This is a genomic window from Halovivax ruber XH-70, assembly GCF_000328525.1.
Classification (GTDB): domain Archaea; phylum Halobacteriota; class Halobacteria; order Halobacteriales; family Natrialbaceae; genus Halovivax; species Halovivax ruber.
The window spans coordinates 2238031-2259805 of the sequence record NC_019964.1; the positions used below are offsets into that span (position 1 = coordinate 2238031).

General features: G+C 65.6%; 21 protein-coding genes. 14 read left to right on the forward strand and 7 right to left on the reverse strand.

Going from position 1 to position 21775, the window contains the following annotated elements; all coding sequences use genetic code 11:
* Positions 1 to 103: 103 nt before the first annotated feature.
* The gene (locus tag HALRU_RS10680) at positions 104 to 2059 is read right to left on the reverse strand and encodes a molybdopterin biosynthesis protein (protein WP_015301400.1); all 1956 of its coding nucleotides are present in this window, start codon (positions 2057 to 2059) and stop codon (positions 104 to 106) included.
* 80 nt (positions 2060 to 2139) lie between these two features.
* On the opposite strand from HALRU_RS10680, the gene HALRU_RS10685 reads away from it, so the two are divergent.
* From HALRU_RS10685 to HALRU_RS10720, 8 genes are all read left to right on the forward strand, one after another.
* Positions 2140 to 3039: an E3 Ubiquitin ligase gene (locus tag HALRU_RS10685; RefSeq protein ID WP_015301401.1), complete on the forward strand. Its 900-nt coding sequence runs from the start codon at positions 2140 to 2142 to the stop codon at positions 3037 to 3039.
* Positions 3040 to 3217: 178 nt separating this feature from the next.
* Entirely contained in the window at positions 3218 to 3577 is a 360-nt protein-coding gene (locus tag HALRU_RS10690) for an Hsp20/alpha crystallin family protein (protein WP_015301402.1), read from the forward strand.
* A 52-nt stretch (positions 3578 to 3629) separates the two neighbouring features.
* Positions 3630 to 5264, forward strand: a complete 1635-nt coding sequence (locus HALRU_RS10695) for an ABC1 kinase family protein (protein ID WP_015301403.1) — start codon at positions 3630 to 3632, stop codon at positions 5262 to 5264.
* Positions 5265 to 5329: 65 nt separating this feature from the next.
* The gene (locus HALRU_RS10700; RefSeq protein ID WP_015301404.1) at positions 5330 to 6397 is read left to right on the forward strand and encodes a hypothetical protein; all 1068 of its coding nucleotides are present in this window, start codon (positions 5330 to 5332) and stop codon (positions 6395 to 6397) included.
* Positions 6398 to 6569: 172 nt separating this feature from the next.
* The gene (locus tag HALRU_RS10705) at positions 6570 to 7679 is read left to right on the forward strand and encodes an aminotransferase class I/II-fold pyridoxal phosphate-dependent enzyme (RefSeq protein WP_015301405.1); all 1110 of its coding nucleotides are present in this window, start codon (positions 6570 to 6572) and stop codon (positions 7677 to 7679) included.
* A gap of 137 nt (positions 7680 to 7816) precedes the next feature.
* Positions 7817 to 8950 carry an alcohol dehydrogenase catalytic domain-containing protein gene (locus HALRU_RS10710; protein ID WP_015301406.1) on the forward strand — a complete coding sequence of 378 codons (1134 nt, stop codon included), beginning with the start codon at positions 7817 to 7819 and terminating at the stop codon, positions 8948 to 8950.
* 343 nt (positions 8951 to 9293) lie between these two features.
* Positions 9294 to 9668 carry a translation initiation factor IF-5A gene (locus tag HALRU_RS10715; protein ID WP_015301407.1) on the forward strand — a complete coding sequence of 125 codons (375 nt, stop codon included), beginning with the start codon at positions 9294 to 9296 and terminating at the stop codon, positions 9666 to 9668.
* Positions 9668 to 10582 (forward strand): arginase family protein, encoded by a 915-nt coding sequence (locus HALRU_RS10720; protein WP_015301408.1) that lies wholly within the window; start codon positions 9668 to 9670, stop codon positions 10580 to 10582. Before HALRU_RS10715 ends, HALRU_RS10720 begins: the two co-directional genes overlap by 1 nt.
* 63 nt (positions 10583 to 10645) lie before the next feature.
* On the opposite strand, the gene HALRU_RS10725 is transcribed toward HALRU_RS10720, so the two are convergent.
* Both HALRU_RS10725 and HALRU_RS10730 read right to left on the reverse strand, forming a co-directional pair.
* Entirely contained in the window at positions 10646 to 11086 is a 441-nt protein-coding gene (locus HALRU_RS10725; RefSeq protein ID WP_015301409.1) for a DUF2391 family protein, read from the reverse strand.
* A 95-nt stretch (positions 11087 to 11181) separates the two neighbouring features.
* Complete coding sequence (locus HALRU_RS10730) at positions 11182 to 12147, reverse strand: acetamidase/formamidase family protein (protein WP_015301410.1); 966 nt, start codon at positions 12145 to 12147, stop codon at positions 11182 to 11184.
* A 196-nt stretch (positions 12148 to 12343) separates the two neighbouring features.
* Between HALRU_RS10730 and HALRU_RS10735 the strand changes: the two genes are divergently transcribed.
* From HALRU_RS10735 to HALRU_RS10755, 5 genes are all read left to right on the forward strand, one after another.
* A complete protein-coding gene (locus HALRU_RS10735; RefSeq protein ID WP_015301411.1) occupies positions 12344 to 12646 on the forward strand; it encodes a hypothetical protein in 303 nt (100 codons plus the stop codon).
* A gap of 238 nt (positions 12647 to 12884) precedes the next feature.
* Positions 12885 to 13652 (forward strand): Nif3-like dinuclear metal center hexameric protein, encoded by a 768-nt coding sequence (locus HALRU_RS10740; protein ID WP_015301412.1) that lies wholly within the window; start codon positions 12885 to 12887, stop codon positions 13650 to 13652.
* A 228-nt stretch (positions 13653 to 13880) separates the two neighbouring features.
* Positions 13881 to 14060: a hypothetical protein gene (locus tag HALRU_RS10745; protein WP_015301413.1), complete on the forward strand. Its 180-nt coding sequence runs from the start codon at positions 13881 to 13883 to the stop codon at positions 14058 to 14060.
* Positions 14057 to 15778 (forward strand): sodium/proline symporter, encoded by a 1722-nt coding sequence (locus HALRU_RS10750; RefSeq protein WP_015301414.1) that lies wholly within the window; start codon positions 14057 to 14059, stop codon positions 15776 to 15778. The genes HALRU_RS10745 and HALRU_RS10750 overlap by 4 nt, the downstream gene beginning before the upstream one ends.
* Positions 15775 to 16356 (forward strand): hypothetical protein, encoded by a 582-nt coding sequence (locus HALRU_RS10755; RefSeq protein WP_015301415.1) that lies wholly within the window; start codon positions 15775 to 15777, stop codon positions 16354 to 16356. Before HALRU_RS10750 ends, HALRU_RS10755 begins: the two co-directional genes overlap by 4 nt.
* Positions 16357 to 16383: 27 nt before the next feature.
* On the opposite strand, the gene HALRU_RS10760 is transcribed toward HALRU_RS10755, so the two are convergent.
* Positions 16384 to 16773 (reverse strand): hypothetical protein, encoded by a 390-nt coding sequence (locus HALRU_RS10760; protein WP_015301416.1) that lies wholly within the window; start codon positions 16771 to 16773, stop codon positions 16384 to 16386.
* A 453-nt stretch (positions 16774 to 17226) separates the two neighbouring features.
* Here HALRU_RS10760 and HALRU_RS10765 point away from each other — a divergent pair, with 453 nt between their 5' ends.
* Positions 17227 to 18282, forward strand: coding sequence for an outer membrane protein assembly factor BamB family protein (locus HALRU_RS10765; protein WP_171814989.1), 1056 nt, complete (start codon positions 17227 to 17229; stop codon positions 18280 to 18282).
* 187 nt (positions 18283 to 18469) lie between these two features.
* Here HALRU_RS10765 and HALRU_RS10770 read toward each other — a convergent pair whose 3' ends face one another.
* The 3 genes from HALRU_RS10770 to HALRU_RS10785 form a co-directional block, all read right to left on the reverse strand.
* The gene (locus HALRU_RS10770) at positions 18470 to 20122 is read right to left on the reverse strand and encodes a long-chain fatty acid--CoA ligase (protein ID WP_015301418.1); all 1653 of its coding nucleotides are present in this window, start codon (positions 20120 to 20122) and stop codon (positions 18470 to 18472) included.
* Positions 20123 to 20785: 663 nt separating this feature from the next.
* Entirely contained in the window at positions 20786 to 21121 is a 336-nt protein-coding gene (locus HALRU_RS16275; protein WP_015301419.1) for a HalOD1 output domain-containing protein, read from the reverse strand.
* Between the two features lie 375 nt (positions 21122 to 21496).
* Positions 21497 to 21775 carry a hypothetical protein gene (locus HALRU_RS10785; protein ID WP_015301420.1) on the reverse strand — a complete coding sequence of 93 codons (279 nt, stop codon included), beginning with the start codon at positions 21773 to 21775 and terminating at the stop codon, positions 21497 to 21499.

Here is a 21775-nt window from a genome sequence, read left to right on the forward strand (position 1 = left end):
AGGCCCTAAAAACGCCATACTAAGCGGCTGTGACGGTCATTTTTCGAAGAAGGTCAGGTATCACAACGTATCATCGTTCCCGATCAGTCGTCACGAAACGTGGTCAGGGTCCCGTTCGACGATCGATCGCGGCGATCAGTTGGTCGATCGCCAGTTTCCCGACCCGATCCGGGTTCGCGAGCAGGCGGACGGGTTGTTCACCGAGCGAGACGAACGACAGGTCGCCCCCCGCCGAGTCGCGAAGTCCGAGCCCGACGTCGGCCTCCCCACGTGCCACGCGTCTGGCCGGGCTCTCGTGACCGGGAAGCCCGATATCGACGCCGTCGATCGCCGAGACGACTGCCGCACGGTCGCGTCCCGGCGTCGACGCGAACGCCGCCAGTTCGGCGTCGAACTGTCGCCGAAGCCCCGAGTCAGCCGTCCGATTCACGAACGAGAGGTCGCGATCGACCAGATCGGCGACTCCGGCGACCTCGTCCGGATTCCCTGCCGGGACGAGCAATCCCCACTCGCGGGTAAAGCGAGTTAGCTCCCGACCGTCGTGTCCATCCTCGATCGGGCCGGCGACGACGGCGACGTCCGGAACCCCTGCAGCGAGTGACCGGAGGGCGGGGCGAGAGCCGTCGGAAAGGTATCGCGGGTTCTCGAGATCGTCGAGCGCCCGGCTCACGGTCGGATCGTCCTCGCCGACGACCAGCAGCGACGGCGGCCGGACCGACGGCGAAAACAGCGAGACCGTCACTCGCTCGCCCGCGGCCAGCCGATCCGTCGCGGCCGGCATCTCGACGACACCGTCGGCCCGTGCCAGACTCGTCGTCGCGCCGCTACCGCGATCGACGGGGTAGACGAGCGGTGGCGACGAGGCGGCCGCGTGTCCCTCGAGGATTTCGGAGTCAGTACTATCCTCGTCTGTCGTCGTGGCTGGCTCGATCAGCCCCACGGGAACGAGTCGGTGGCGGTCTTCGGCGAAGCGTTCGTCGACGGCCATCCGGCCCGTCACCGTGGCCGTCCGCGGCGCTGGCTGGCCGGCTGCCGCCCTGATCGCGGGGGCGACGAACGTTCGGAAGACCGTCATCGCGGAGACGGGGTAGCCGGGCAGGCCGACGTAGCCGGTCCCGTCGAGTCGACCGACGAGCATCGGCTTCCCGGGCTTTATTCGCACGCCGTGAAGGAGGAGTTCGCCGAGTTCGTCGACCAGCCGGTAGACGACGTCGAGTGCACCCGCGCTCGTCGACCCCGACGAGAGGACGAGATCGCACTCGTCGGCCGCGGTCCGGAGGACGGCCTCCATGGCCTCCCAGTCGTCGCCGACGTGGGGATACCTGACGGGGTCGCCACCGGCCGCCTCCACGGCCGCGGCGATGGCGACGCCGTTGACGTCGTAAATCTCCCCGCGGCGGCCGTCGATGGGGTCGCCGGGTGGGACCAGTTCGTCGCCCGTCGAGACGATACCGACCCGCGGCGGCGATCGAACCGCGACGGTCTCGGTGCCGAGCGCCGCCAGCAGGCCGATCTCCCGGGGCGTGAGTCGCGTTCCCGGCCCCAGAGCCCGCTGGCCGGCCGCGATGTCGGATCCCGCGGGCGAGACGTTGTCGCCGGCGGCGAGGATCGGTTCGACGCGGACCTCCTCGTCACCGGACGACGATGGCTCGTCAGCCGAGACGCGCTCGGTTTGCTCGACGGGGACCATCGCGTCGGCGCCGGGAGGGAGCACCGCACCGGTCGAGATCTCGACGGCCTCGCCCTCGCCGACAGAGACGTCGGGGCGCTCACCCGCACGAACCGTCCCCACGAGCGCGAGTCGAGCGAGTTCGTTCTCGTCGGCGCTGTCCATGCCCTCGCCAGCTCCGTCCGTATCAGCCGCACGGAGGGCGTACCCGTCTAACGCGGCTCGGTCGAATCCGGGGACGTCGAGGCCGGCCTCGATCCGTTCGGCCAGGACGCGACCGCTCGCTTCGTCGAGCGGAACGTGCTCGGTCCCGGTAGAACGGGCGAGGTCCCGGATCGCCTCGCGCGCCGCCGACGGCGGCGACAGGTCGGTCCGATCCGTGTGATCCATACGGGACAGTGGAGCCGTCTGCGTAAAATTCCTGGCGCTCCGGTCGGTAGTGTCATATATCCGCACCGTCGAGGAAGAGTATGCGCTCGCCGTCGGCCGTCATCGTGGGGACTGTGGGGACGGTGCTGGGCGGTTCGTGGTCGAGCGCGGCGATGATCACGCCGTCGGTCGGCTGGCCCGTCGTCCTCGGCGGCGTCGGCCTCGTCGGCCTCCTCGTCGCACTCGGGTACGGGCTTCGAGAGCTTCGCCTGGCCCATCGGATCCTCCGGTCGGGGACCGAGTCGGTACTCGAGACGACCGAGGGCGGGTACGTCGAGCTTCGCGGGCGCGTCGAGCCGGCCGACACCGCACTCGAGGCGCCGTTCACCGGGACCGCCTGCGTCGCCTGCGAGTACGCGGTCGAGGAGGAACAGGCCTCCCAGCACGGAACCACCTGGACGACGATCGAGTCGGGGTCCGGCGTCGTTCCCTTCCACCTCGACGACGGATCGGGTGCTATCCTCGTCGAGCCCGAGGGCTGTCAACTGCGACTCACTCGCGACGATCGCATCGAGGTCGACGGCGGAACGCCGGCACCCCCACGGATCCAATCGTACATCGACCGCACCGAGAGCGTCAGCGACGAGAACGACACGCTCGACCTGCGGGTGATCGAGGTCGCGACGGGTGCCGACCGCCGCTACGTCGAGAAGCGCCTCGACGTGGGGGCGACGGCTCACGTCCTCGGCACGGCCCGGTACGACACGACGGTCGCGACCGAGGCCGGCCAGGTCAACGCGGCTGTCGGGCGATCACCGGCCGCATCGGCGGCGAGCCGGGTCCAGCGGCTCAGCCACCGACTGTTCGGCTTGCCGTTCGTCGTCTCCGATCGGAGTGAACGCCGGCTGGGGCTGACTGCCGGCGCCATCGGTCTGGGACTCGTACTCATCGCCTGTGTGGTCCTCGCAGTAGGTGGCTTGCTCCTCGGTGCGTTCGGGTGAAGCGACGGGTCCACGAGTCGTTGGGCCGACGACTGGCCGGGCCTGAGTCACTGTACTCTCGCGAGTGGCCGGAACACCGCATGGCGTACCTGAACCAACGCCACCAGGTCGGCCGGTCACGCGCGGCCAGGGGGGACCCACCGCGGGGTTTTTCGTTCCGGGGTACGAAGGACGGATAATGGCTGGTATTCGCGATGCACTCCGGGAGCTTCCGAGCGACGTCTTCTACGATCTGCTCGCGGACGAGGACGCCTACCTGCTCGTCGTCGACCTCCCCGGCGTCTCCGCGACGACGCTCGACGTCACCGTCGACGCCGGGGCCCTCCACGTCGACGCGACACGAGAACTCACCCACCCCGACGACTTCGAGTACGTCGAGGAGAATCGGCCGGATCGTCGCGAACTGACCATCTCGTTGCCCGACGACGCAGACGGCGATGCCGTCGAAACCGACATCGACCGCGGCGTCCTCGAGGTGACGATTCCGAAGCTGGACGCGACGGCGATCGACGTCGTCGACGAAGACGGAGCCACCTGATCGGGTGAGACGTGTGGGCCGCCTTCGCGCGTACGGTCGATTCGTCCGTGTTATGCGGCGGTTTCTTCCACTGCTGCTGGCCTACGCACGAGATCGGCATCGGTTCGTCCTGTTCGGTCGATCCCGAACTGTGTCCCGGGCGGTTCACCGCGAGCGCGCCGAGCGGTTGCTCTCGATCCTGTTCGCCCTCGGGCCGACGTTCGTCAAACTCGGACAGCTGCTCTCGAGTCGGCCCGACGTCCTGCCGCCGACGTATCTCGAGGTCCTCTCGGCGTTACAGGACGACGTGCCGCCGGCCGACTGGGACGACGCGCGAACGGTGCTCGAAGACGAACTCGGCCCGGTCGACGAACGGTTCGACGACTTCGACCGCGAGGCGATCAGCGGGGCGAGCCTGGGACAGGTCTACCGGGCCAGCCTCGACGAGGAGGACGTCGCCGTCAAGGTTCGACGACCGGGTGTCGAGTCGCTCGTCGCCGCCGACCTCCGCGTGATCCACTGGACGGTGCCGCTCCTGCGACGGTTCGTCGACGACGCACGGGCCTACTCGCTCGACACGCTGGCCGACGAATTCGATCGAACGATCCGCCAGGAGATGGACTACGAGCGAGAGGCCCGCATGCTCGAGGCGGTCGCCGCGAACTTCACGGACGACGCGGGCGTCGTCCACCCGGACGTGATCGAGAGCCACTCCGGCAAAAGCGTCCTCACGATGGAGTACGTCGAGGGGACGAAGATCACCGACGTCGAGACGCTCGACGCCATGGATGTCGACCGGGCCGCCCTCGCCGAACGCCTCCAGGAAGCCTACATGCAGATGGTCATCGAGGACGGGGTCTTCCACGCCGACCCGCATCCGGGCAACCTGGCGGTCGACGACGAGGGGCGCATCGTCTTCTACGACTTCGGGATGTCCGGTCGCGTCGATCCCTACATCCAGGATAAGATCGTCGACTTCTACGTCGCGATCGCTCGCCGCGACACCGACGCCGTCCTCGACGCACTGATCGAGGTCGGCACGTTGCGCCCCGACGCCGACCGCGCGGTGATGGCCGAGGTACTCGAACTCGCGATCGAGGACGCGACCGGCGCGGAGATCGAACAGCGCCGCGTACAGCGGATCGTCGACCAGATCGAGGACTCGATCTACGAGTTCCCCTTCCGGCTGCCGCGCAATCTCGCGCTCGTGTTACGCGTCGCGACCGTCGTCGAGGGCGTCTGCGTCACGCTCGATCCCGAGTTCGACTTCATCGAGACGGCGACGCACTTCCTGACCGAGCGCGGCTATCGTGAGGAGACCGCCCGTGCATACGTCGAAGACGCGGGCAACCAGCTTCGACAGTCGGTGATCTCGGCCGCCCGTATTCCACCGAAAGCCGAGCGAGCGCTCGATCGGGTCGAACGCGACGACCTCTTCGTCCGGGCGGGAATCGAAGATCCCGACGACGTCCTCGACCAACTCGCCAGACGGATCACGTACGGGCTGGTGCTCGCGGCGGGAATCGTCACGGCCGGACTCGGCATCGCCCTCGACGCCACCGCCGTCGCCCTCACAGCCGGTGCCCTGATCGTCGTGGCGACAATCGCCCTCCGCCGATCCTTCCGAACGCGTGAGGGGATCAGCGCGCGGCCACAGTTCACTCGCCAGCGCCTGCGCCAGCGCGAGCCCGAACAGGACGAAGAGTGAGGATTCGAGCCGTCACGGACCCACGGACCGGGAACGCCTTTCACGACGGCCGTCCCAGTCATCCCATGGACTACGACCGGATCGCAGAGCTCCCGGTGCGGATCGACGACGTCACTCTCGAGCGACGCGAGCGCGAGACATCGAGTGACTTCACGCGCGTGACGACGATCGTCTCGCTGTCAGGACCAGGTCCCGACGGAGCACGGGTCGTCGGTCGCGGCGAGGACGTCACGTACGACGCCGACGAACACGACGCACTGGCGCGAACGAACCTGCCGGACCTCACCGGCGAGTACACGATGGACTCGTTCTCCGCCCACGTCGGCGAGGCCGATTGCTTCCCGGCTGGTGCGCCCGACCGGGAAGTGTTTCGCAACTACCGGCGCTGGGGAATCGAGAGCGCGGCGCTCGATCTGGCGCTTCGACAGGCCGGGATCGGGCTGGCGAGCGCGGTCGGGCGTGACCCGGAGCCCGTGCGCTTCGTCGCCAGCACGCGGCTGGGTGACCCGCCCACCGTCGACCGTGTCGAGTCGCTGCTCGATCGAGTCCCCGACCTGCAACTGAAGCTCGACCCGACGACCGAGTGGACCGAGGCGGTGTTCGACGCGCTCGTCGACACGGGCGCCGTGCAGATCCTGGACCTCAAGGGCCAGTACGAGGGAACCGACGTCGACGCACCGGCCGATCCCGACCTGTATCGACGCCTGCTTGCAGCGTTTCCCGACGCCGTGATCGAGGATCCCGCGCTGACCGACGAGACGCGGGCGCTGTTCGAGGATCCGAAGATTCGCAGCCGCGTCTCCTGGGACGCGCCGATCCACGGCCTCGAGGACGTCCGGGCGTTGCCGTGGGAGCCCGACTGGCTCAACATCAAACCATCGCGGTTTGGCTCGATCGAATCGCTGTTCGAGACGATCGAGTACTGCACGGATCGGGACTTTACGATGTACGGCGGCGGCCAGTTCGAGCTCGACGTCGGTCGCGGCCAGCTACAACTGCTCGCCTCGCTTTACTACCCCGACGGCCCGAACGACATCGCGCCCCAGCCGTACAACCGCCCGACTGTCCCGTCGGACCTCCCGGCACCGCCTCTCTCGGCCCCAACAGCGTCGGTCGGGTTTCGGTGGGAGTGAGTCGGGACGCCGCCTGGCGCACCAGCCGCCCCGTCGCCCACCCACCTCGTTCGCTCCTGTCCCATCCGCTCATCGCACGTCACATTAGCCGCCTCGTTCGTTGTCGTCCCATCGGCCCCGTTCGCTGCCGCCGACCGTACCTACTTGCTCCCCGGGACTCGTAGAACCGGATATGCAGATCGCCCCCTTCGGACTCGAACGCTGGTTCGATCGGTACGAACACGACGCGGACATCATGCTCGCCGAGAGCGGTATTCGGAGCCTCTCGGCGGACCGGTTCGACACCGACCCCGGTGAGTTGGGCTACGTCATCCCGACCGACGGCGATCCCGAGTTTCGGGCCGACGTCGCCGCCCGATACGATCGCACGGCGGACGAATGCTGCTTCACCTGCGGCACGCAAGAGGCGAACTTCCTCGCGTTCCTGGGGCTGCTGGACGCAGACGGTCCCGGCGACGGAGGGTCGGACGACGCAGCCGTGACCGGCTCCGGCGAGCACGCCGTCGTCGTCACGCCGACCTACCAGGCCCTACACGCCGTCCCGGAGGCGGTCGGGTCCGTCACCCGTGTCACACTCGAACCTCCAGAGTGGGAGCTCGACGTGGACGCGGTCGCCGAGGCGGTGACCGACGAGACGGCCGTCGTCGTCTGCAACAATCCGAACAACCCGACCGGCCGCTATCACCCCCAATCGATCGTCGACGACGTCGCCGAGATTGCGGCCGACAACGACGCCTACCTGCTCTGTGACGAGGTCTATCGCCGCCTCGCCGACGACCCGCTAGAGCCCGTCGCAGCGCGGTACGACCACGGCATCTCGACGACGAGCCTGACGAAGGCCTACGGGCTGGCGGGGACGCGCTTTGGTTGGCTCGTCGGGCCGGAACCCGTCGTCGAGGCGGCCGTCCGGTGGAAGGATTACACGACCATCTCGCCCAGCATCTTCGGCCAACACGTCGCGAAGCAGGCGCTCGGCGAGCACGAAGACGAGATCCTGGTCGAGAATCGCGCGCTCGCAACCGAGAACCACGCGATCGTCCGCGAGTTCCTCGACGACCACGACCTCGAGTGGTACGATCCCGTCGGCGTCAACGGCTTCGTGACCGTCCCCGATGGCTTCACTGACGGGACGGACTTCTGTCGAACGGTCGTCGAGGACGAAGGCGTCGTCCTCGCCCCCGGCGAGTACTTCGGCCATCCCGAGTACTTCCGGATCGGATTCGGGCTGCCGACGGACGAATTGCGGGAGGGACTGGAACGAGTCGGGCGCGTGATCGAGTGAGTCGGGCGGAAGCGAGTCGAATTCAGTGTCAGTGTGAGGGATACGCGGGTGAGTCAGGCTCGTGATCGGCCGAACAGCGTGCGGGCAGATCGGTCGATCGCCGAACCGCTTTAGCCCCATCGCCACGAGTCGAGTGTATGCGCGCAGCAGTGCTCGACGCGTACGGCGACCCGCTCGAGATTCGAACCGTCGACCCGCCCGATCCGCCAGCCCACGGCGTCGTGATCGACGTCGAGGCGTGCGGTATCTGCCGGAGCGACTGGCACGCCTGGATGGGCCACGGCGAGTGGGCCGACGATCGGGTACCCCGGGGACAAATTCTGGGTCACGAGCCCGCGGGACGCGTTCGGACAGTCGGTTCGCAGGTCGACTCGCTGGCCGTCGGCGATCGAGTCGCGATTCCGTTCAACCTCGGTGACGGAACCTGTCGGTACTGCCTGAACGGCCACGGAAACGTCTGTGCCGACGGCTCCGCGCTGGGGTTCGAACCCGACGCACCGGGAGCGTTCGCCGAGCAGCTGCACGTTCCGCACGCGGAGTACAACGCCGTCGGCCTTCCGGCGGGCGTCTCGACCGAATCGGCGGCCGCGCTCGGCTGCCGGTACGTGACCGCGTTCCACGCGCTGGCTCACCGCGCGGACGTCGGGGGCGGCGATCGGGTCGCCGTCCACGGCTGCGGCGGCCTCGGCCTGGCAGCCGTCCAGATCGCGGACGCGCTCGGTGCGAGCGTGATCGCGGTGGACGTCCGAGACGAACCGCTCGCGATGGCCGAATCGCTGGGTTCTGAGGCGACCGTGAACGCGAGCGAGGTCGAGAGCGTGCCAGAGGCGGTGGCGGCACGAGTAGCTGACGACCCGTCCCCACGGAACGCAGACAGGAGTTCGGCGCGTCGCGGGACCGGCCCGGGCCCCGAAGGCGGCGTCGGTGTTTCGATCGACGCGCTCGGGCGGGCGGAGACGTGCCGGAACAGTATTCGCTGTCTGCAGCCCCGCGGAACCCACGTCCAGCTCGGACTCACGACCGACGCCGAACAGGGCGAGGTGGCGTTGCCGATGGACGCGATCACGCGCTGGGACGTTTCCGTACTCGGCTCGCGGGGGATGCCGCCGACCCGGTACGACGAACTCCTGACCATGATCGAGTCCGGTGCGCTCGATCCGGGCCAGCTCGTGACCAACCGGGTGTCGCTCGAGGACGTGTCCGACCGGTTAGCCGCGATGACCAACTACGAGACGAGCGGTGTGGAAGTCGTCACGGCGTTCTCGGACTGAACTGTGGACGCTCGCAAGGATACCGATGGAGGGGGACCCAGCCGAAACAGGAGTACTCTCGGGTGCTGAAATCGGTTTCGAACAGCTCGATCGCCTGCCGGGGATCCGACGGGTGGGAGAATCCGGTGGCCAGGCCGGCCAGGTAATCCCGGAAAGAACCAGCGGACGTCTCGTCGGGCCCGTCAGACCCGTACGTGGTCCCCACGGCGCCGGTTTTGCGGACGACGGCCAACGCAGGATCGGATTTGGTGGCTGCCACCCGGTGAAATAGTTTCGGCGGCCACGACCGGGCCCGCCGGTCGCTTTCAAACCGTTTATGGCACTCGGTTGGGTACGAGCGGGTATGGCGACACAGCAGCAAGAAGTTCGCGACCTCCAGGAAGGTGGCTACGTCATGATCGACGAAACAGCGTGCAAGATCAACGCCTACTCGACTGCGAAACCGGGCAAACACGGCAGCGCCAAGGCCCGTATCGAGGCCAAGGGCGTCTTCGACGAGAAGAAGCGTTCGCTCTCCCAGCCGGTCGACGCGAAGATCCGCGTCCCGCTCATCCACCGGAAGCAGGGCCAGATCGTCTCCGTCGACGGCGACGACATGCAGGTCATGGACTTAGAGAGCTACGAAACGTTCACCATGCGCATCCCCGAGGACGTCGACGCCACGCCCGACGACGAGATCGAATTCCTCGAGATGGAAGGACAGCGCAAGATCGTCTGATGTTTCCCGGGGCGACCGACCGACACGACGCACCCGACACGAGCGGCCAGGCGGAGTCGTCGACCGACGACGACCCGGCCGCGAGCGAGGGCGCGAACTTCGTGATCGTCGGCGCGCCCCTGGACGCGTCGACGACATTCGAACCGGGGACCCGATTCGGCCCCCGGCGCGTGCGACATTTTGCGGCAACGTTCGACGATTACGATCACCGGACGGACCAGCACTTTTCCGACCTCGGCGTCGTCGACGACGGCGACGTCCACGCCTGGGACGACGTGCCGGCCTACCTCGAATACCTCGCGGGAACGCTTCGCGACGTCACCTGGGACGAGGCGGTCCCACTCGCGATCGGCGGCGAGCACACGATCTCGCTGGCCGGCGCGAGGGCAACCGAACCCGACGTCTTCGTCTGTCTCGACGCGCACCTCGATCTGCGCGAGGCGTACGACGGCAACCGGCTCAGCCACGCCTGCGTGACCCGCCGGATCCTCGACGCCGAGGACATAGACGTCGAGGAGGCGATCATCCTGGGCGCGCGAACCGGGAGCGAGGCCGAGTGGGAGCGTGCGGCGGCCGACGACGTCACTGTCGTCCCGCCGGAGTCCGTCGGCGGGTGGCTGGACGACACCGACGTCGACGCGTTACTCGACGGACGGGAAGCCTACCTCAGCGTCGACATCGACGGCGCCGATCCGGCGTACGCGCCCGGGACGGGGACGATGGAGCCGTTCGGGCTCGAACCGCGCGAGATGCGTGACGTGGTCCGCACGGTCGCGCCGTCCGCGACGGGCTTCGACGTCGTCGAGGTCAACGATCGCGACGACGGGCAAGCGGCGTCGCTCGCCGGCAAGTTGCTGAAGGAGTTCGTGTACACACACGCGGCGACCAACGGGCCGATCGCGTCGACGCGATAACGATCCAGTCACGCCGACTGGATGCGGACGCTTCGGGAATTCTCTGTGCGAATCCCGTTCGGCTCAGAACAGCGTGTCCGCCGTCGACGCGCCGACGACGCTGAAGATCGAGCCGACGCTAATCGCCGTGATCGTCGTTTCGAAGGTCGAAGCGGTCAGAAGTGAGCCGCCCACGAACACGTCCGGCGCGTCGAACAGGAGTGCCAGGATCGTCACCGAACCGAACGAGACCAGCATGAGCGAGATGAAGCGGAGCGGGACACCAGCGACCTCCTGCTCGGCATCGACGTCCCGGTCGTCGTTGGCCTTGTACAGACTGGCGTAGCCGATCGCGAAGACGACAGTGACGGTCAGCAGCGCCTGAATCGCGTTCATGCTCGCAGCGAGATCCCAGACCTCTTCGGTGACGACGAACGGGCCCGCGAGGAGGAAGCCGCCGACGAGCTGCTGGGCGACGTCGGTCAGTTTGAACTCCGGCGGCCGACGAAACCGACTCGCATTCATGGGCAGGCCTTTGCAGAGCGCACTAAAAGCGATGGTGGTCGACTCGGTTCGGGGCAGCGAGACATCGACGGGACGCCGTGATCGCCGTACAGCCCTCAGAACGGCCCGCTACAGTGAGTCTTCGGGACTGTGTTGCGGACGGTCACCAGCGGGTCGACGACCTGGCTGATCTCGAGGCCGCCGACGAGACTCGAGAACATGTAGGCCTCGGTTGGGTCGAAGTCATGCTCGGCGGCGAGGAGGTCGATCACGTCGAGATTTGCCAGTTCGCACGCGTCTTCCATCGACTCGGCGCTGGCGACCGTCTTCCACGCGTCGGGCGTCTCGATCAGTGGCCGGTCGAGCTCGATCGCGACGTCGTCGCCGTCGATCACGTCCACGGTGACGTCGATATCGGTCGCGATCTCCGCGCCCGTGCCGCACATCTCGCCGTCGGCCATCGCGGCCTTGCTGTCTCCCATCGCGAGCATCGCACCCGCCTGGAAGACGGGGAAGTAGATCGTGTTACCCGCCGAGACGTCTGTCGTGTCGAGATTGCCGCCGTGGTCGTGCGGAACGAGTGTGGTGTAGGAGTCCTCGGCCGGCGCGACGCCGATCGTTCCGATACAGGGGTCGACGGCGATCTCGTGATTACCGAACTCGATCATGGCGGCAGTGTTCGCGTCGGCGTCTGCTGCCGTCCCGTCCGCGTCGGGGGACGTATCTTCGACGACCGGTGTAACCGTCGTCCGGGGCGCCTCGATGTCCTCGTGACCGTCCAGCAGGCCGAAGCCGTCGATCGTGACCACCCGTCCGCGATCCTCGGCGAGGCGGACGTCCTCGATCTCGACGGCGAGGACGTCTCCCGGTTCGGCGCCCGCGACCTCGATCGGCCCCGTCGCGGCGTTTACCTCCTCCGGGACCGACTCGATCAGATCGTCGTCAGTCTGGACCACCCCGTCCAGGCTGTCACGAGTCTCGATCGTGAGTTCGGCGCCGGATTCGACGGTTGCGATGGGGTCGAGCGCCGGGGTGAACTCGTAGATTGCACCCGTTTCGTGGGAGATGACCTCGCGTGACATAACCAGGACTTCGACGTGGTTGCTCAAAAGTGGTGGTTTCCCGGTGGTCGAAGCGTCCAGTTCTGGATCTCGCTGGCGGCGTCAGTGGGCCACGTTTGATGCCGGCTGGCGATCGAACAGGTGTTGCCCAGAGTGGTCGTACACGAATGACCCTAGTTTTGTGCTCCCCTCGGTAGAACGGTCACACAACCAACCCATGGGAACGACACGAACTACCTTCCGGCTACCGGAGGAACTTCTCGAAAAAGCCGACATAGCCGCGGAGATAACTAACCAGAAGCGAACACAGATTGTAACGGAAGCGCTTCGCGGGTATCTTTCGGACATCGAGGACGACGAATCGTTCACGGAGGCTGTCGTCGAACGCTACCTCGATGACGAGATCGGATTCGAAACGATGAGCACGTTAGTCGGTCGCCAAAACGCCGAATCCATCCGTTCATCGAAAACTATTCTCGACCAGAGCGACGAATTGGCGGACGATTTGGCGTCGTTGTAGAAGATTCGTTAGCGGGACTGACGGGCACGGATACCGGACCTACAGTGTCGTTCTCGACGGCTGGACCGAATCGCCGAAGACCGTGATTGGCTCGGAAGACCAATCTACCGCCGAGCACGAACGCTGCTGGAAGACGATCGGACGGACGAGATCGAATAGGCGGCTCGTTCGAGCGGATAGAAGACAGGTATCGAAACAGACCCAAATCGCTTACACGCCCGCCGCCCAACGAGCCGGTATGCAACTCACCGAACTCGTCGATCGGCTCGACGAGGAACTGCGAACGGACGACTACGCGGATCTCGATGCGAGTGCGAACGGCCTGCAGGTCGGGCCGCCCGAAGCCGAGATCGAACACGTCGCGTTCGCCGTCGACGGCGTCCGCGAGACGATCGACGCGGCGGCCGATGCGGGCACGGACCTGCTCGTCACCCACCACGGCCTCTCCTGGGGCGGTATCGAGCGGGTGACCGACCGGCAGTACGGCCGGATCGCCCCGCTGATCGAGCACGACCTCGCCCTGTACGTCTCGCACCTCCCGCTGGACGGCCATCAGGAACTGGGCAACGCCGCGGGCGTGGCCGACGTCCTGGGGCTAACCAACCGGGAGCCCTTCGGCGAGCTTGGGCCAGAGTACGTCGGCCAGCGAGGCGTGGCACCGGAACCGGTCGCGCCCGACGAACTCCGCGATCGGCTCGCCGCCGAGCTCGACACCGACCCCGGCGACGTTCGGCTGCTCGACTTCGGCCCCGACCGAATCGAGAACGTCGCCGTGCTCACCGGCAGCGGCACCGACTGGCTCGACGAGGCGGTCGACGCGGGCGTCGACGCACTCGTCACGGGCGAGGGGAAGGGAAAGGTCTACCACGAGGCGAAGGAGGCCGACATCCACGTCGTGCTGGCAGGCCACTACGCGACGGAGACGTTCGGCGTCCGAGCACTGCAGGCCCTCGTCGATGGGTGGGGCGTCGAGACGACGTATCTGGACGTGCCGACCGGGTTGTAAGGGCCGGTTTCGGCCACCCGGTCGGCCTGGCCCCGAGCGAAGATCGTTCGTGGGTGAGAAGTCGGGTGCAGTCCCGCGATGACGCCCTCGACACGCGAGGGTGCGCCACCGATGTGACGACTCCGAATTCGTGTGTGGGTCCGAAGACGCACAAATAGCGCCATGATGGCGGCAACGGGTGGAAATCGACGAATACTGTTATAGCGTGTGCTGGTACGACTCAGGCACATGGCAGCGATGAGCACGCTCGACTGGATCGGTCTCGTCGGACCGTTCGCAGTGTACCTGGTGCTCCTCGTCGTCTACTACGTCTGGGAGGGACGACGAGAGGAACGGTTACGAGAGGAATACGCGGACGAGACCGGGTTCACTGACGAAACTGGGGCCAGCCCCGGTGAGCGACCGTGACGGGGATCGCCGGCGGGGCGAGCGACGCGGTGCTCGTCACCTTCGGGCTCTACCTGCTCGTGCTCGTGGGCATCGGGCTCTGGTCCTCGCGGCTACTCGACACGGTCGGCGACTACGTCATCGGTGGTCGGCGCGTCGGGCCTGTGGTGACCGGCTTCTCGGAACGGGCCTCCGAGATGAGCGGCTGGCTGACCCTCGGGGTGCCGGCCGACGCCTACGGCACGGGGATCATGGCATTCTTCAACGGGCTCGGGATGATCCCGGCGGACCTGGCGGCGTGGTCGGGCATCGCCAAGCGGTTGCGCAAGTACAGCGAGATCGTCAGAGCGGTCACCCTGCCGACGTTCTTCGAGACGCGCCTGCGCGACGACACCGGGACGGTGAAGGGCGTCTCGGCGGTCGTGTTGATCATCTTCGAAGGCGGCTACGTCGGCGCGCAGATCGTCGCCGCCGGGACGCTCCTGCAGGTCCTCACCGGGATCGACATGTGGATCGGGATCGTCGTCGGTGGCGTCATCGTCGTCGGCTACACCTTCCTCGGCGGCTACTTCGCAGTCGCCTGGTCCGACTACTTCCAGGGGGCGATCATCCTCGCGGCGTTCGCCATCCTGCCGATACTGGCGTTTGGCTCCTACGGGTCGCCCTTCGAGGGCGCCGCTGCGGTCGACAGTTCGTTCACCGACATCACGGCAGGGATGACCGGCTGGGCCGCGGTCTTCGGGATCATCAGCTACGCGGCCATCGGCCTCGGCGTCCCCGGGAACCCCCACATCATGGTCCGATTCATGGGGATCGATCGGGTGCGCAACGTCCGGCTCGCCGCGCTGGTCGCCCAATTGTTCATGTTCGTCGCCTACATCGGCGCCGCGCTCGTCGGGATCTACGCGCTCGTCGCGTTCAGCGGGACCGAGTTCGGGAACACCGACACCGTGATGCCCCGGCTGACGCTCGAACTCTTCCCGAGCGCCATCGCTGGGATCATCCTCGCGGCCGCGCTCGCGGCGATGATGTCGAGCGCCGACTCGCAACTTCTGGTCGCAACCAGTGCCGTCGTCGAAGACGTCTACCACGGTTACTTCGGTCGGCAGGCCACCGAGACGCAGCTCGTTCGCTACTCCAGGTACGTCACGCTCGGCCTCGGCGGAGCCAGCATCGCGTTCGCCTATCTCGCACGGGAGACGCCCATCTACGATCTCGTGCTCAACTACGCGTGGGGTGGGCTCGGCGCCGCGATCGGCCCCACCCTCATCGCGACGCTCTGGTGGCGCGGGTTGACCCGCGAGGGCGCCGTGTCGAGCATGATCGTCGGCGCCACCACGATGCTCCTCTGGCCCCAGTGGCCGAGGATTCTCGGTGACGCGACGATGGCCTCGATCGAGTCATCCTCGCCGTTCCTCCACGGGCTGCTCACCGTCTACGGCCTGTTCCCCGCGTTCATCCTCTCGGCGCTGACGATGATCGTCGTCTCGCTGCTCACGACGCCGCCGGGCGAGGAGCATCTCGACGAGGACTTCGCGGTGATGCACAAGCCCCTCTCGGCAGTGCTCGGCGATCGGGACTCGGCCGGCGACTCGCCACCGATGGCGACCGACGGCGGGCTCCCTCAGCCGAAGGCGATCACCGAGGCCGACGCCATCCGCGACCACGTCCGCGACAGCAACTACTGGACGGACGGAACGCGTGACGGGACCCCGGACGACGGCGAGGTGGGCGAATGAGCGCCGACGAGCGGGCAGACGAGGGAACCAGCGACGAGACGGGAACGGCGGCCAGCCACGCGACGTCGATGCGGTCACCAGTCGCCGACGATCCGAACGTTCTCGACGACCCACGCGCTTGCGAATCCGTCGAGCTCTCGATCGTCCCCCCTGCGATCGAGCGCGACGAAGTCGAGGCGGCCGGTCGCGTCGGCTGTGTGGCCTACCCCTACCGGATCTACGACGCATCGGTCAGTATGTCCAGACCACTGATGGACGACCGCGAAGATTCCTTCGTGGTCAGCGTCGATCGGTCACGTCGGCTCGCCGTCCGCGCCGATACGTTCCCGGACCTCGAATCCCGACACGTCGACGACGCCCTCGTCCTCCCCGCGGAACTCACGCCCGAGGACGCCGACGAACGTGCCCGCAAGTCCGTCTTCCAGTGGACGCTCCGGCGGTACTCGCCTGATCGCGCACCCGAAATCGAGTTCGAGCGCGTCGTCGAGGGCTACAAACTGTTCTGGCTGGCCGAGCGCGACGACGGCGACGTCATCGTGGACAGTCTGACGGGTTCGGAGCGATCGCTCGACGGGTGACTTCGTGGTCCGCACTCATAGCCAGGGTTAGTCTTCGACTTTTACCCGGTGGAGGAATTCGCCATCCGGTTGAATCTCGAATAGCACGATAGATGATCGTCCCGCTTCGAGGGCCGGTATCTCGTGGGTGTCTTCCCAGGCAAGTTCGCCATCGACCCAGAATCGAACCGTCACGTCGCCGCGCGTTTCGATGTGGGCGACCTGCCACGACTCGCCCTCCGCCAGTTCGGTCGGTCCGAACGTTTGCTCGTCGGCACCCAGTTCGTACTGGACGGTGACCTCGTGACTCGCCTCGTGAAGACTCGCCACCACGATGGCGTGGTTGGGAGCGTCACGACGCCAGAGCCACCCCGCGAGGGCGCCACAACTCCCGAGGAGACCGAGCCCTGCGATCACAGTTCGCCGTTGCAGGGGCATACGAGACAGTCATCGAAACCGGACATATCTTTTCTGGTGTGACAACGCAGTAGTTATCGAATCATCCCCCTGCTCGATGGGAGGTCTGCGCGCCCGGAGATGGGCAACGGGTTTGTGCCGGCGTCGACTATCTCCGCGTGGCCGATGACGATGCACCCGGGCCGAACCGGTCTCGGCAACCGGTGACGACGAGCCCTATGAGTGCCGAGGCCTTCGATTTACCAATTGTGGAGGTATAGGTAGATATAACACCAATTACTACTGAATCGCTGTAGGGACATGTCTGAACAATGGCCACTTTTTGGCCAAAATGCCGCACATACGGGTTACTCATCCACACTGAGTCGTCCGAAGTGGCCCGTAGTCGAGCAGTGGCGGCACGACTTAGGTGGGAAAGCCGCCTGGAGTGCACCCGTCGTCGATACTGGCGGCAATGTGTTCGTTCACGCGAAGATGACGCAGATCGACGCCCCGAACTTTCGAGCGATCGGTCCTGATGGAACATTGAACTGGGCCCTCAAGACGAGTGCTGGGATGGGCCCGTATGCACCGGCTCCGACAGTCACCGTTGATCGCGTTATTCTTCCCGATACACCAGATGCTTGGATCGTCGACAAAGCTACTGGTGAGGTATTATACAAAACTCAGTTACATCCATCCGGCGGTAGGTCCGCATACCCAGTTGTCACCGATGGCCGGATTCACACCGGTTTCAGCGCGTTCTCTCTGGAGACCGGCGACCAAGTATGGAGTGCTGAAATCGAGGAACCGAAATGGGCCGTCGTACAACCTGACGGAAGCGAGTTCGTCAAGAATGCTGGTCCAACTGGGATAGCACCAGCCGTCTCTGACGGAACAGTGTACGTTGCTGGTACGTTGTACGACGGCGAAACCCGGTTCTATCGTGAGGACGCAGTTACCTCCGAACAGCAGTCATCTCTGCTTCATTCCGGGGAGATAGCTGGCTCGTACCGAGATGAGTACGACGAGTGGGGCCACGTTCATGCACTCGATGCTGACACTGGTTCGCCCGAGTGGACACGTAAATTCGATACACCCGTCAGGGATCGGACACCACCCGTAACGACAGAGCGGACCGTTTACGTGGTGGACACCGAACCACGACTGCGTGCGCTCGAGAGAACGAGCGGACGAGAATTGTGGAACGTCGCGTTCGATACCGAAACGCTTGGCGGGTGGAGGCCGGCCGTGGCGAACGACCGGGTGCTCGTCTGTGCTGGAAACGAATTACACGCATTCGATGCACACGACGGAACAGAAACGTGGAATACGAACTTCGATACACAGCTAGCTGGCCCACCAGCACTTGCCGATGGGGTCGTTCACGTGAGTACCTCGGACGGGACAGTAGCCGCGATTGATTTCGACGGCACCAGGCGGTGGGAGCTCAGCGTCGGTGAGAGCCTTCGAACTGGCCCCGTCATCACGAACAGTCGGATTTACGTCGCAGGACGTGAGGTCGTTTGTCTCGCCAGCCGCGCTGATTGATTTGCCCTGATGAAGGACCCAAGGGACGGATCTGTGATAGCTAAAATAAATCCGCGTACTAGTAGCCCTGAGCGGTTCCGAGACAGACAGCTGGATTCGACTTACGTACGTTCAGTGGTTTCGGATTGGGCGTCCCAGTCAGCTGGAAAGCACAGATAACCACTCGAGCCGAGGCCGAGATCTCACTTCAGTCCTCGTCGGGAGCCGCGTCCGCCGGCGCATCTTCCTCCAGCAACTCCTCGCCGGCGTACTGCTCGCGGAGGTCCATCTTCGAGAACTTGCCGGTGGCGGTCTTCGGGATTTCGTCGATGAACTCGAAGCCGTCGGGGAGCCACCACTTCGGGTACTCCTCGCGGAGCATCGCTTTCAGCTCCTCGGTCAGCTGGTCGCGGTCGGTGGTCTCGGGCACGACGACCATCGCGACCGGGCGCTCCTGCCAGCGCTCGTGGGGGACGCCGATCACCGCGGCCTCGGAGACGGCCTCGTGGGACATGATGGCGTTTTCGAGTTCCTGGGAGGAGATCCACTCCCCGCCGGACTTGATGACGTCGTCGGCGCGATCGACGATCTCGATGTAGCCCTCCTCGTCGACGGTGACGATGTCGCCCGTGCGGAGCCACGACCCCTCGAAGTCCGTCTCGTTGGCCTCCGGGCGCTCGTGGTACTCGGTCGTCACCCACGGCCCGCGGATGAGTAACTCGCCGAAGGCCTCGCCGTCCCACGCGATCTCCTCGCCGTCGTCGCCGACGACCTTGAACTCCAGGCCAGGGACGATGAGGCCCTGCTTGCTCCGCTTGTCGACCTGGGTCCCGTAGGGAGCGCGCTCCATCTCGTCGGTGAGATGGGCGACGGCGCCGACCGGCGAGGTCTCGGTCATGCCCCACGCGTGGACCACCTCGACGCCGAGGTCGTCGAACTGTTCGATGACGGCCTTCGGCGCAGCGGCCCCGCCGATGACGACGCGTTCCAACGACGAGAGGTCGACCTCGTTCTCGGCGGCGTACTCCAGCAGGCCGAGCCAGACGGTCGGCACGCCCGCCGTGATGGTGACACCCTCGTCCTCGATGAGTTGGGCGATGTCCGCTGGGTCGGGAGCGGGTCCCGGGAACACCTGCTTCGCCCCGGCGGCGGTCGCGGCGAAGGGCATCCCCCACGCGTTGACGTGGAACATCGGCACGATCGGCATGACGACGTCCGAATCCTCGATCCCCAGCCCCTGCGGGGTCAACATCGCCATCGTGTGGCTCCACATCATCTGCTGGGTGTACTCGACCCCTTTCGGCTTGCCGGTCGTGCCGGACGTGTAGCACATCCCGGCCATGTCCTCCTGGTCGAGGTCGGGCCAGTCGTACTCCGTGGACTGATCCGCGATGAACGACTCGTAGTCCGTCAGGGGCTCCAGCGACACGTCCGGAACCTCGTCGCCGATCACGACGAACTGCTCGACGCTCTCGAAGGCGTCCGGGTCGTATGCTGCGGCCAGCTTCTCCGCCAGCGACGGATCCACGAAGATGACGCGGTCGGCGGCGTCCTCGACGATGTACTGGATGTGGCTGTCGGGAAGCAGCGGGTTGATCGTGTGCAACTGTGCCCCCATGTTCGGCACGCCGAAGTACGTCTCGAAGTGGCGGTCGTGGTTCCAGCAGAACGTCCCGACCCGATCACCTTCCTCGATCCCGAGCGCGTCGAGCGCGTTCGCCAGTTGGCGCGCTCGGTCCGCGTACTCGCCGTACGTGTACCGGTTGATCCCCTCGTGTGTCCGGGCGACGATCTCCCGATCGGAGTGGATGGCTTCCGCACGCCACAGAAACGGCTCGAGCGTCTGATCGTATCCGCTCATAACCGACCCGTTCGACGCCTGTGGTGTTAGTGTTTGCTAGAATAATATATTTATTGTCACCCGGAATCACGGGACACAATCAATCGACGTCACCGGCCATCGGCGAGACCCACCGGGACACAGCCAATGGAAGGATATTTACATAAATCGGTCCCAGACCGAGCTTCGCTCGACGTCTTGCAGAACCGAGCGCATTTCCTCGAGGATGGGCTCGTCGGAGGTCGGCGGTTCAGCCCGTGTTTCCGGCGAAGGGGTGCGGCTGTAGTCGGCGTTTGCGAACGGGTCTAGCTCGAGATCGACGTGACCGTGACCGGCAACCTGACCCTCGAGGAGCGGTCGCTGGTTCGGGACTTCCCGAAGCGCTCTCCCGTCTATACCCTCGAGCACCCGAACGGGCCGAATGTCCAGATTCGCTCGGCAATTTGATCGCCGAATCGTCACTACGTTGGGTGCAGTGACCCGTCCTTGCGAGGGTAGTAGCTCGCCACCGTGACCCTGAATACCGCTTCGCCGTTTGCTGATGGAGATATGAACTCAGTATCTATCTCGCCGAGGCGGACTGTCCATTCGGGTGGTGTCAGTCGACGCCCCGCTTTCTCCCGGTCGGGCAACCGGATCCGACCGCGTCGACGGGAGATAGAACGGCCGATATCCACCCGGAGCCTAGGCTTGCTGGTCCTCGAGCGACGAGAAGGTGATATGGCCGGAATCTCGAACCGTGATCCGGTATCCATGAAATTCGAACGTCAATTCCGCTCCTCGATCGCGGCCCCGAACGTGCTGGTCGAGCACATCCGGGTCGACGGCCCGGTTCAGCGGAAGCATGTCCGTGGGAGCGACAGTCGTAATCGAGCTCAAGGAAAAGACCAGCGTCGTGGTCACGGTCCAGGACCAATCGGTGTCGTGGGACACCTGAAATCCGTTCGAACCGGGGTCGAATTCGGGGCGAACGAAGCGGTCGAAGCCTTCCCCGTCGGCGCTTTTGTAATTAGTTGACATAGGTATGCTGGTCGACGGTATATTGAGTACACATCAACGAGGGCGATAAGTGCGTCGTCCCAAACGCCGAATTGAAGGTAGCCGTGCCGCTCGTGCTATCGGTGAGCAGTATTCAACCGGTCACCCACGTTTCCCTCGTGGGAAGCGAGGCACTCGTGATACGAACGCCAGGCGTGGTCTCAGTTCGAGGGTAATACGGAGCACGCCTCCGGGAGAAGAATCGAGTCGGCCGGCAGGGCCTATCCGTCGGCCGCCGGAGGAGTCGCCCACCGAAGCGGACGCTATCCGGGAGGACGATCGAACGGTCCGACTCGCGAGGTCGACCGAGATCAGGAAGTCACGTCCACTTCGAGGAGTGCGATACGAGCAGCGAGGTTACCCGACCTCGCCGAACTGCTCGACGCTCTCCACGTCGCAGCCTGAGGCGAATAACGCCATCGATCGCCCGTACTCCGAACTCATTACCGCCGTTCCAGGCACGTGCTCGTACGCTCGCGTCGGATTATCGCTGGGACACTGCTTGCCGACAGTGTCACCGCTGTCAGCCGTTGCGACTCCGGTCCCGGCTCCGAGCGTGAGAAGGACGAGGGTGAAAACCAGGAAGACGGTGATCGGTGATGGTACGGTGACCGATGACAGTACGGAATCTGACAC

Coding starts and splice junctions, on each gene's coding strand:
- HALRU_RS10680 (WP_015301400.1), bottom strand. CDS start 2,059: ATGGATCACACGGATCGGACCGACCTGTCGCCGCCGTCGGCGGCGCGC.
- HALRU_RS10685 (WP_015301401.1), top strand. CDS start 2,140: ATGCGCTCGCCGTCGGCCGTCATCGTGGGGACTGTGGGGACGGTGCTG.
- HALRU_RS10690 (WP_015301402.1), top strand. CDS start 3,218: ATGGCTGGTATTCGCGATGCACTCCGGGAGCTTCCGAGCGACGTCTTC.
- HALRU_RS10695 (WP_015301403.1), top strand. CDS start 3,630: ATGCGGCGGTTTCTTCCACTGCTGCTGGCCTACGCACGAGATCGGCAT.
- HALRU_RS10700 (WP_015301404.1), top strand. CDS start 5,330: ATGGACTACGACCGGATCGCAGAGCTCCCGGTGCGGATCGACGACGTC.
- HALRU_RS10705 (WP_015301405.1), top strand. CDS start 6,570: ATGCAGATCGCCCCCTTCGGACTCGAACGCTGGTTCGATCGGTACGAA.
- HALRU_RS10710 (WP_015301406.1), top strand. CDS start 7,817: ATGCGCGCAGCAGTGCTCGACGCGTACGGCGACCCGCTCGAGATTCGA.
- HALRU_RS10715 (WP_015301407.1), top strand. CDS start 9,294: ATGGCGACACAGCAGCAAGAAGTTCGCGACCTCCAGGAAGGTGGCTAC.
- HALRU_RS10720 (WP_015301408.1), top strand. CDS start 9,668: ATGTTTCCCGGGGCGACCGACCGACACGACGCACCCGACACGAGCGGC.
- HALRU_RS10725 (WP_015301409.1), bottom strand. CDS start 11,086: ATGAATGCGAGTCGGTTTCGTCGGCCGCCGGAGTTCAAACTGACCGAC.
- HALRU_RS10730 (WP_015301410.1), bottom strand. CDS start 12,147: ATGTCACGCGAGGTCATCTCCCACGAAACGGGTGCAATCTACGAGTTC.
- HALRU_RS10735 (WP_015301411.1), top strand. CDS start 12,344: ATGGGAACGACACGAACTACCTTCCGGCTACCGGAGGAACTTCTCGAA.
- HALRU_RS10740 (WP_015301412.1), top strand. CDS start 12,885: ATGCAACTCACCGAACTCGTCGATCGGCTCGACGAGGAACTGCGAACG.
- HALRU_RS10745 (WP_015301413.1), top strand. CDS start 13,881: ATGGCAGCGATGAGCACGCTCGACTGGATCGGTCTCGTCGGACCGTTC.
- HALRU_RS10755 (WP_015301415.1), top strand. CDS start 15,775: ATGAGCGCCGACGAGCGGGCAGACGAGGGAACCAGCGACGAGACGGGA.
- HALRU_RS10760 (WP_015301416.1), bottom strand. CDS start 16,773: ATGCCCCTGCAACGGCGAACTGTGATCGCAGGGCTCGGTCTCCTCGGG.
- HALRU_RS10765 (WP_171814989.1), top strand. CDS start 17,227: ATGACGCAGATCGACGCCCCGAACTTTCGAGCGATCGGTCCTGATGGA.
- HALRU_RS10770 (WP_015301418.1), bottom strand. CDS start 20,122: ATGAGCGGATACGATCAGACGCTCGAGCCGTTTCTGTGGCGTGCGGAA.
- HALRU_RS16275 (WP_015301419.1), bottom strand. CDS start 21,121: ATGTCAACTAATTACAAAAGCGCCGACGGGGAAGGCTTCGACCGCTTC.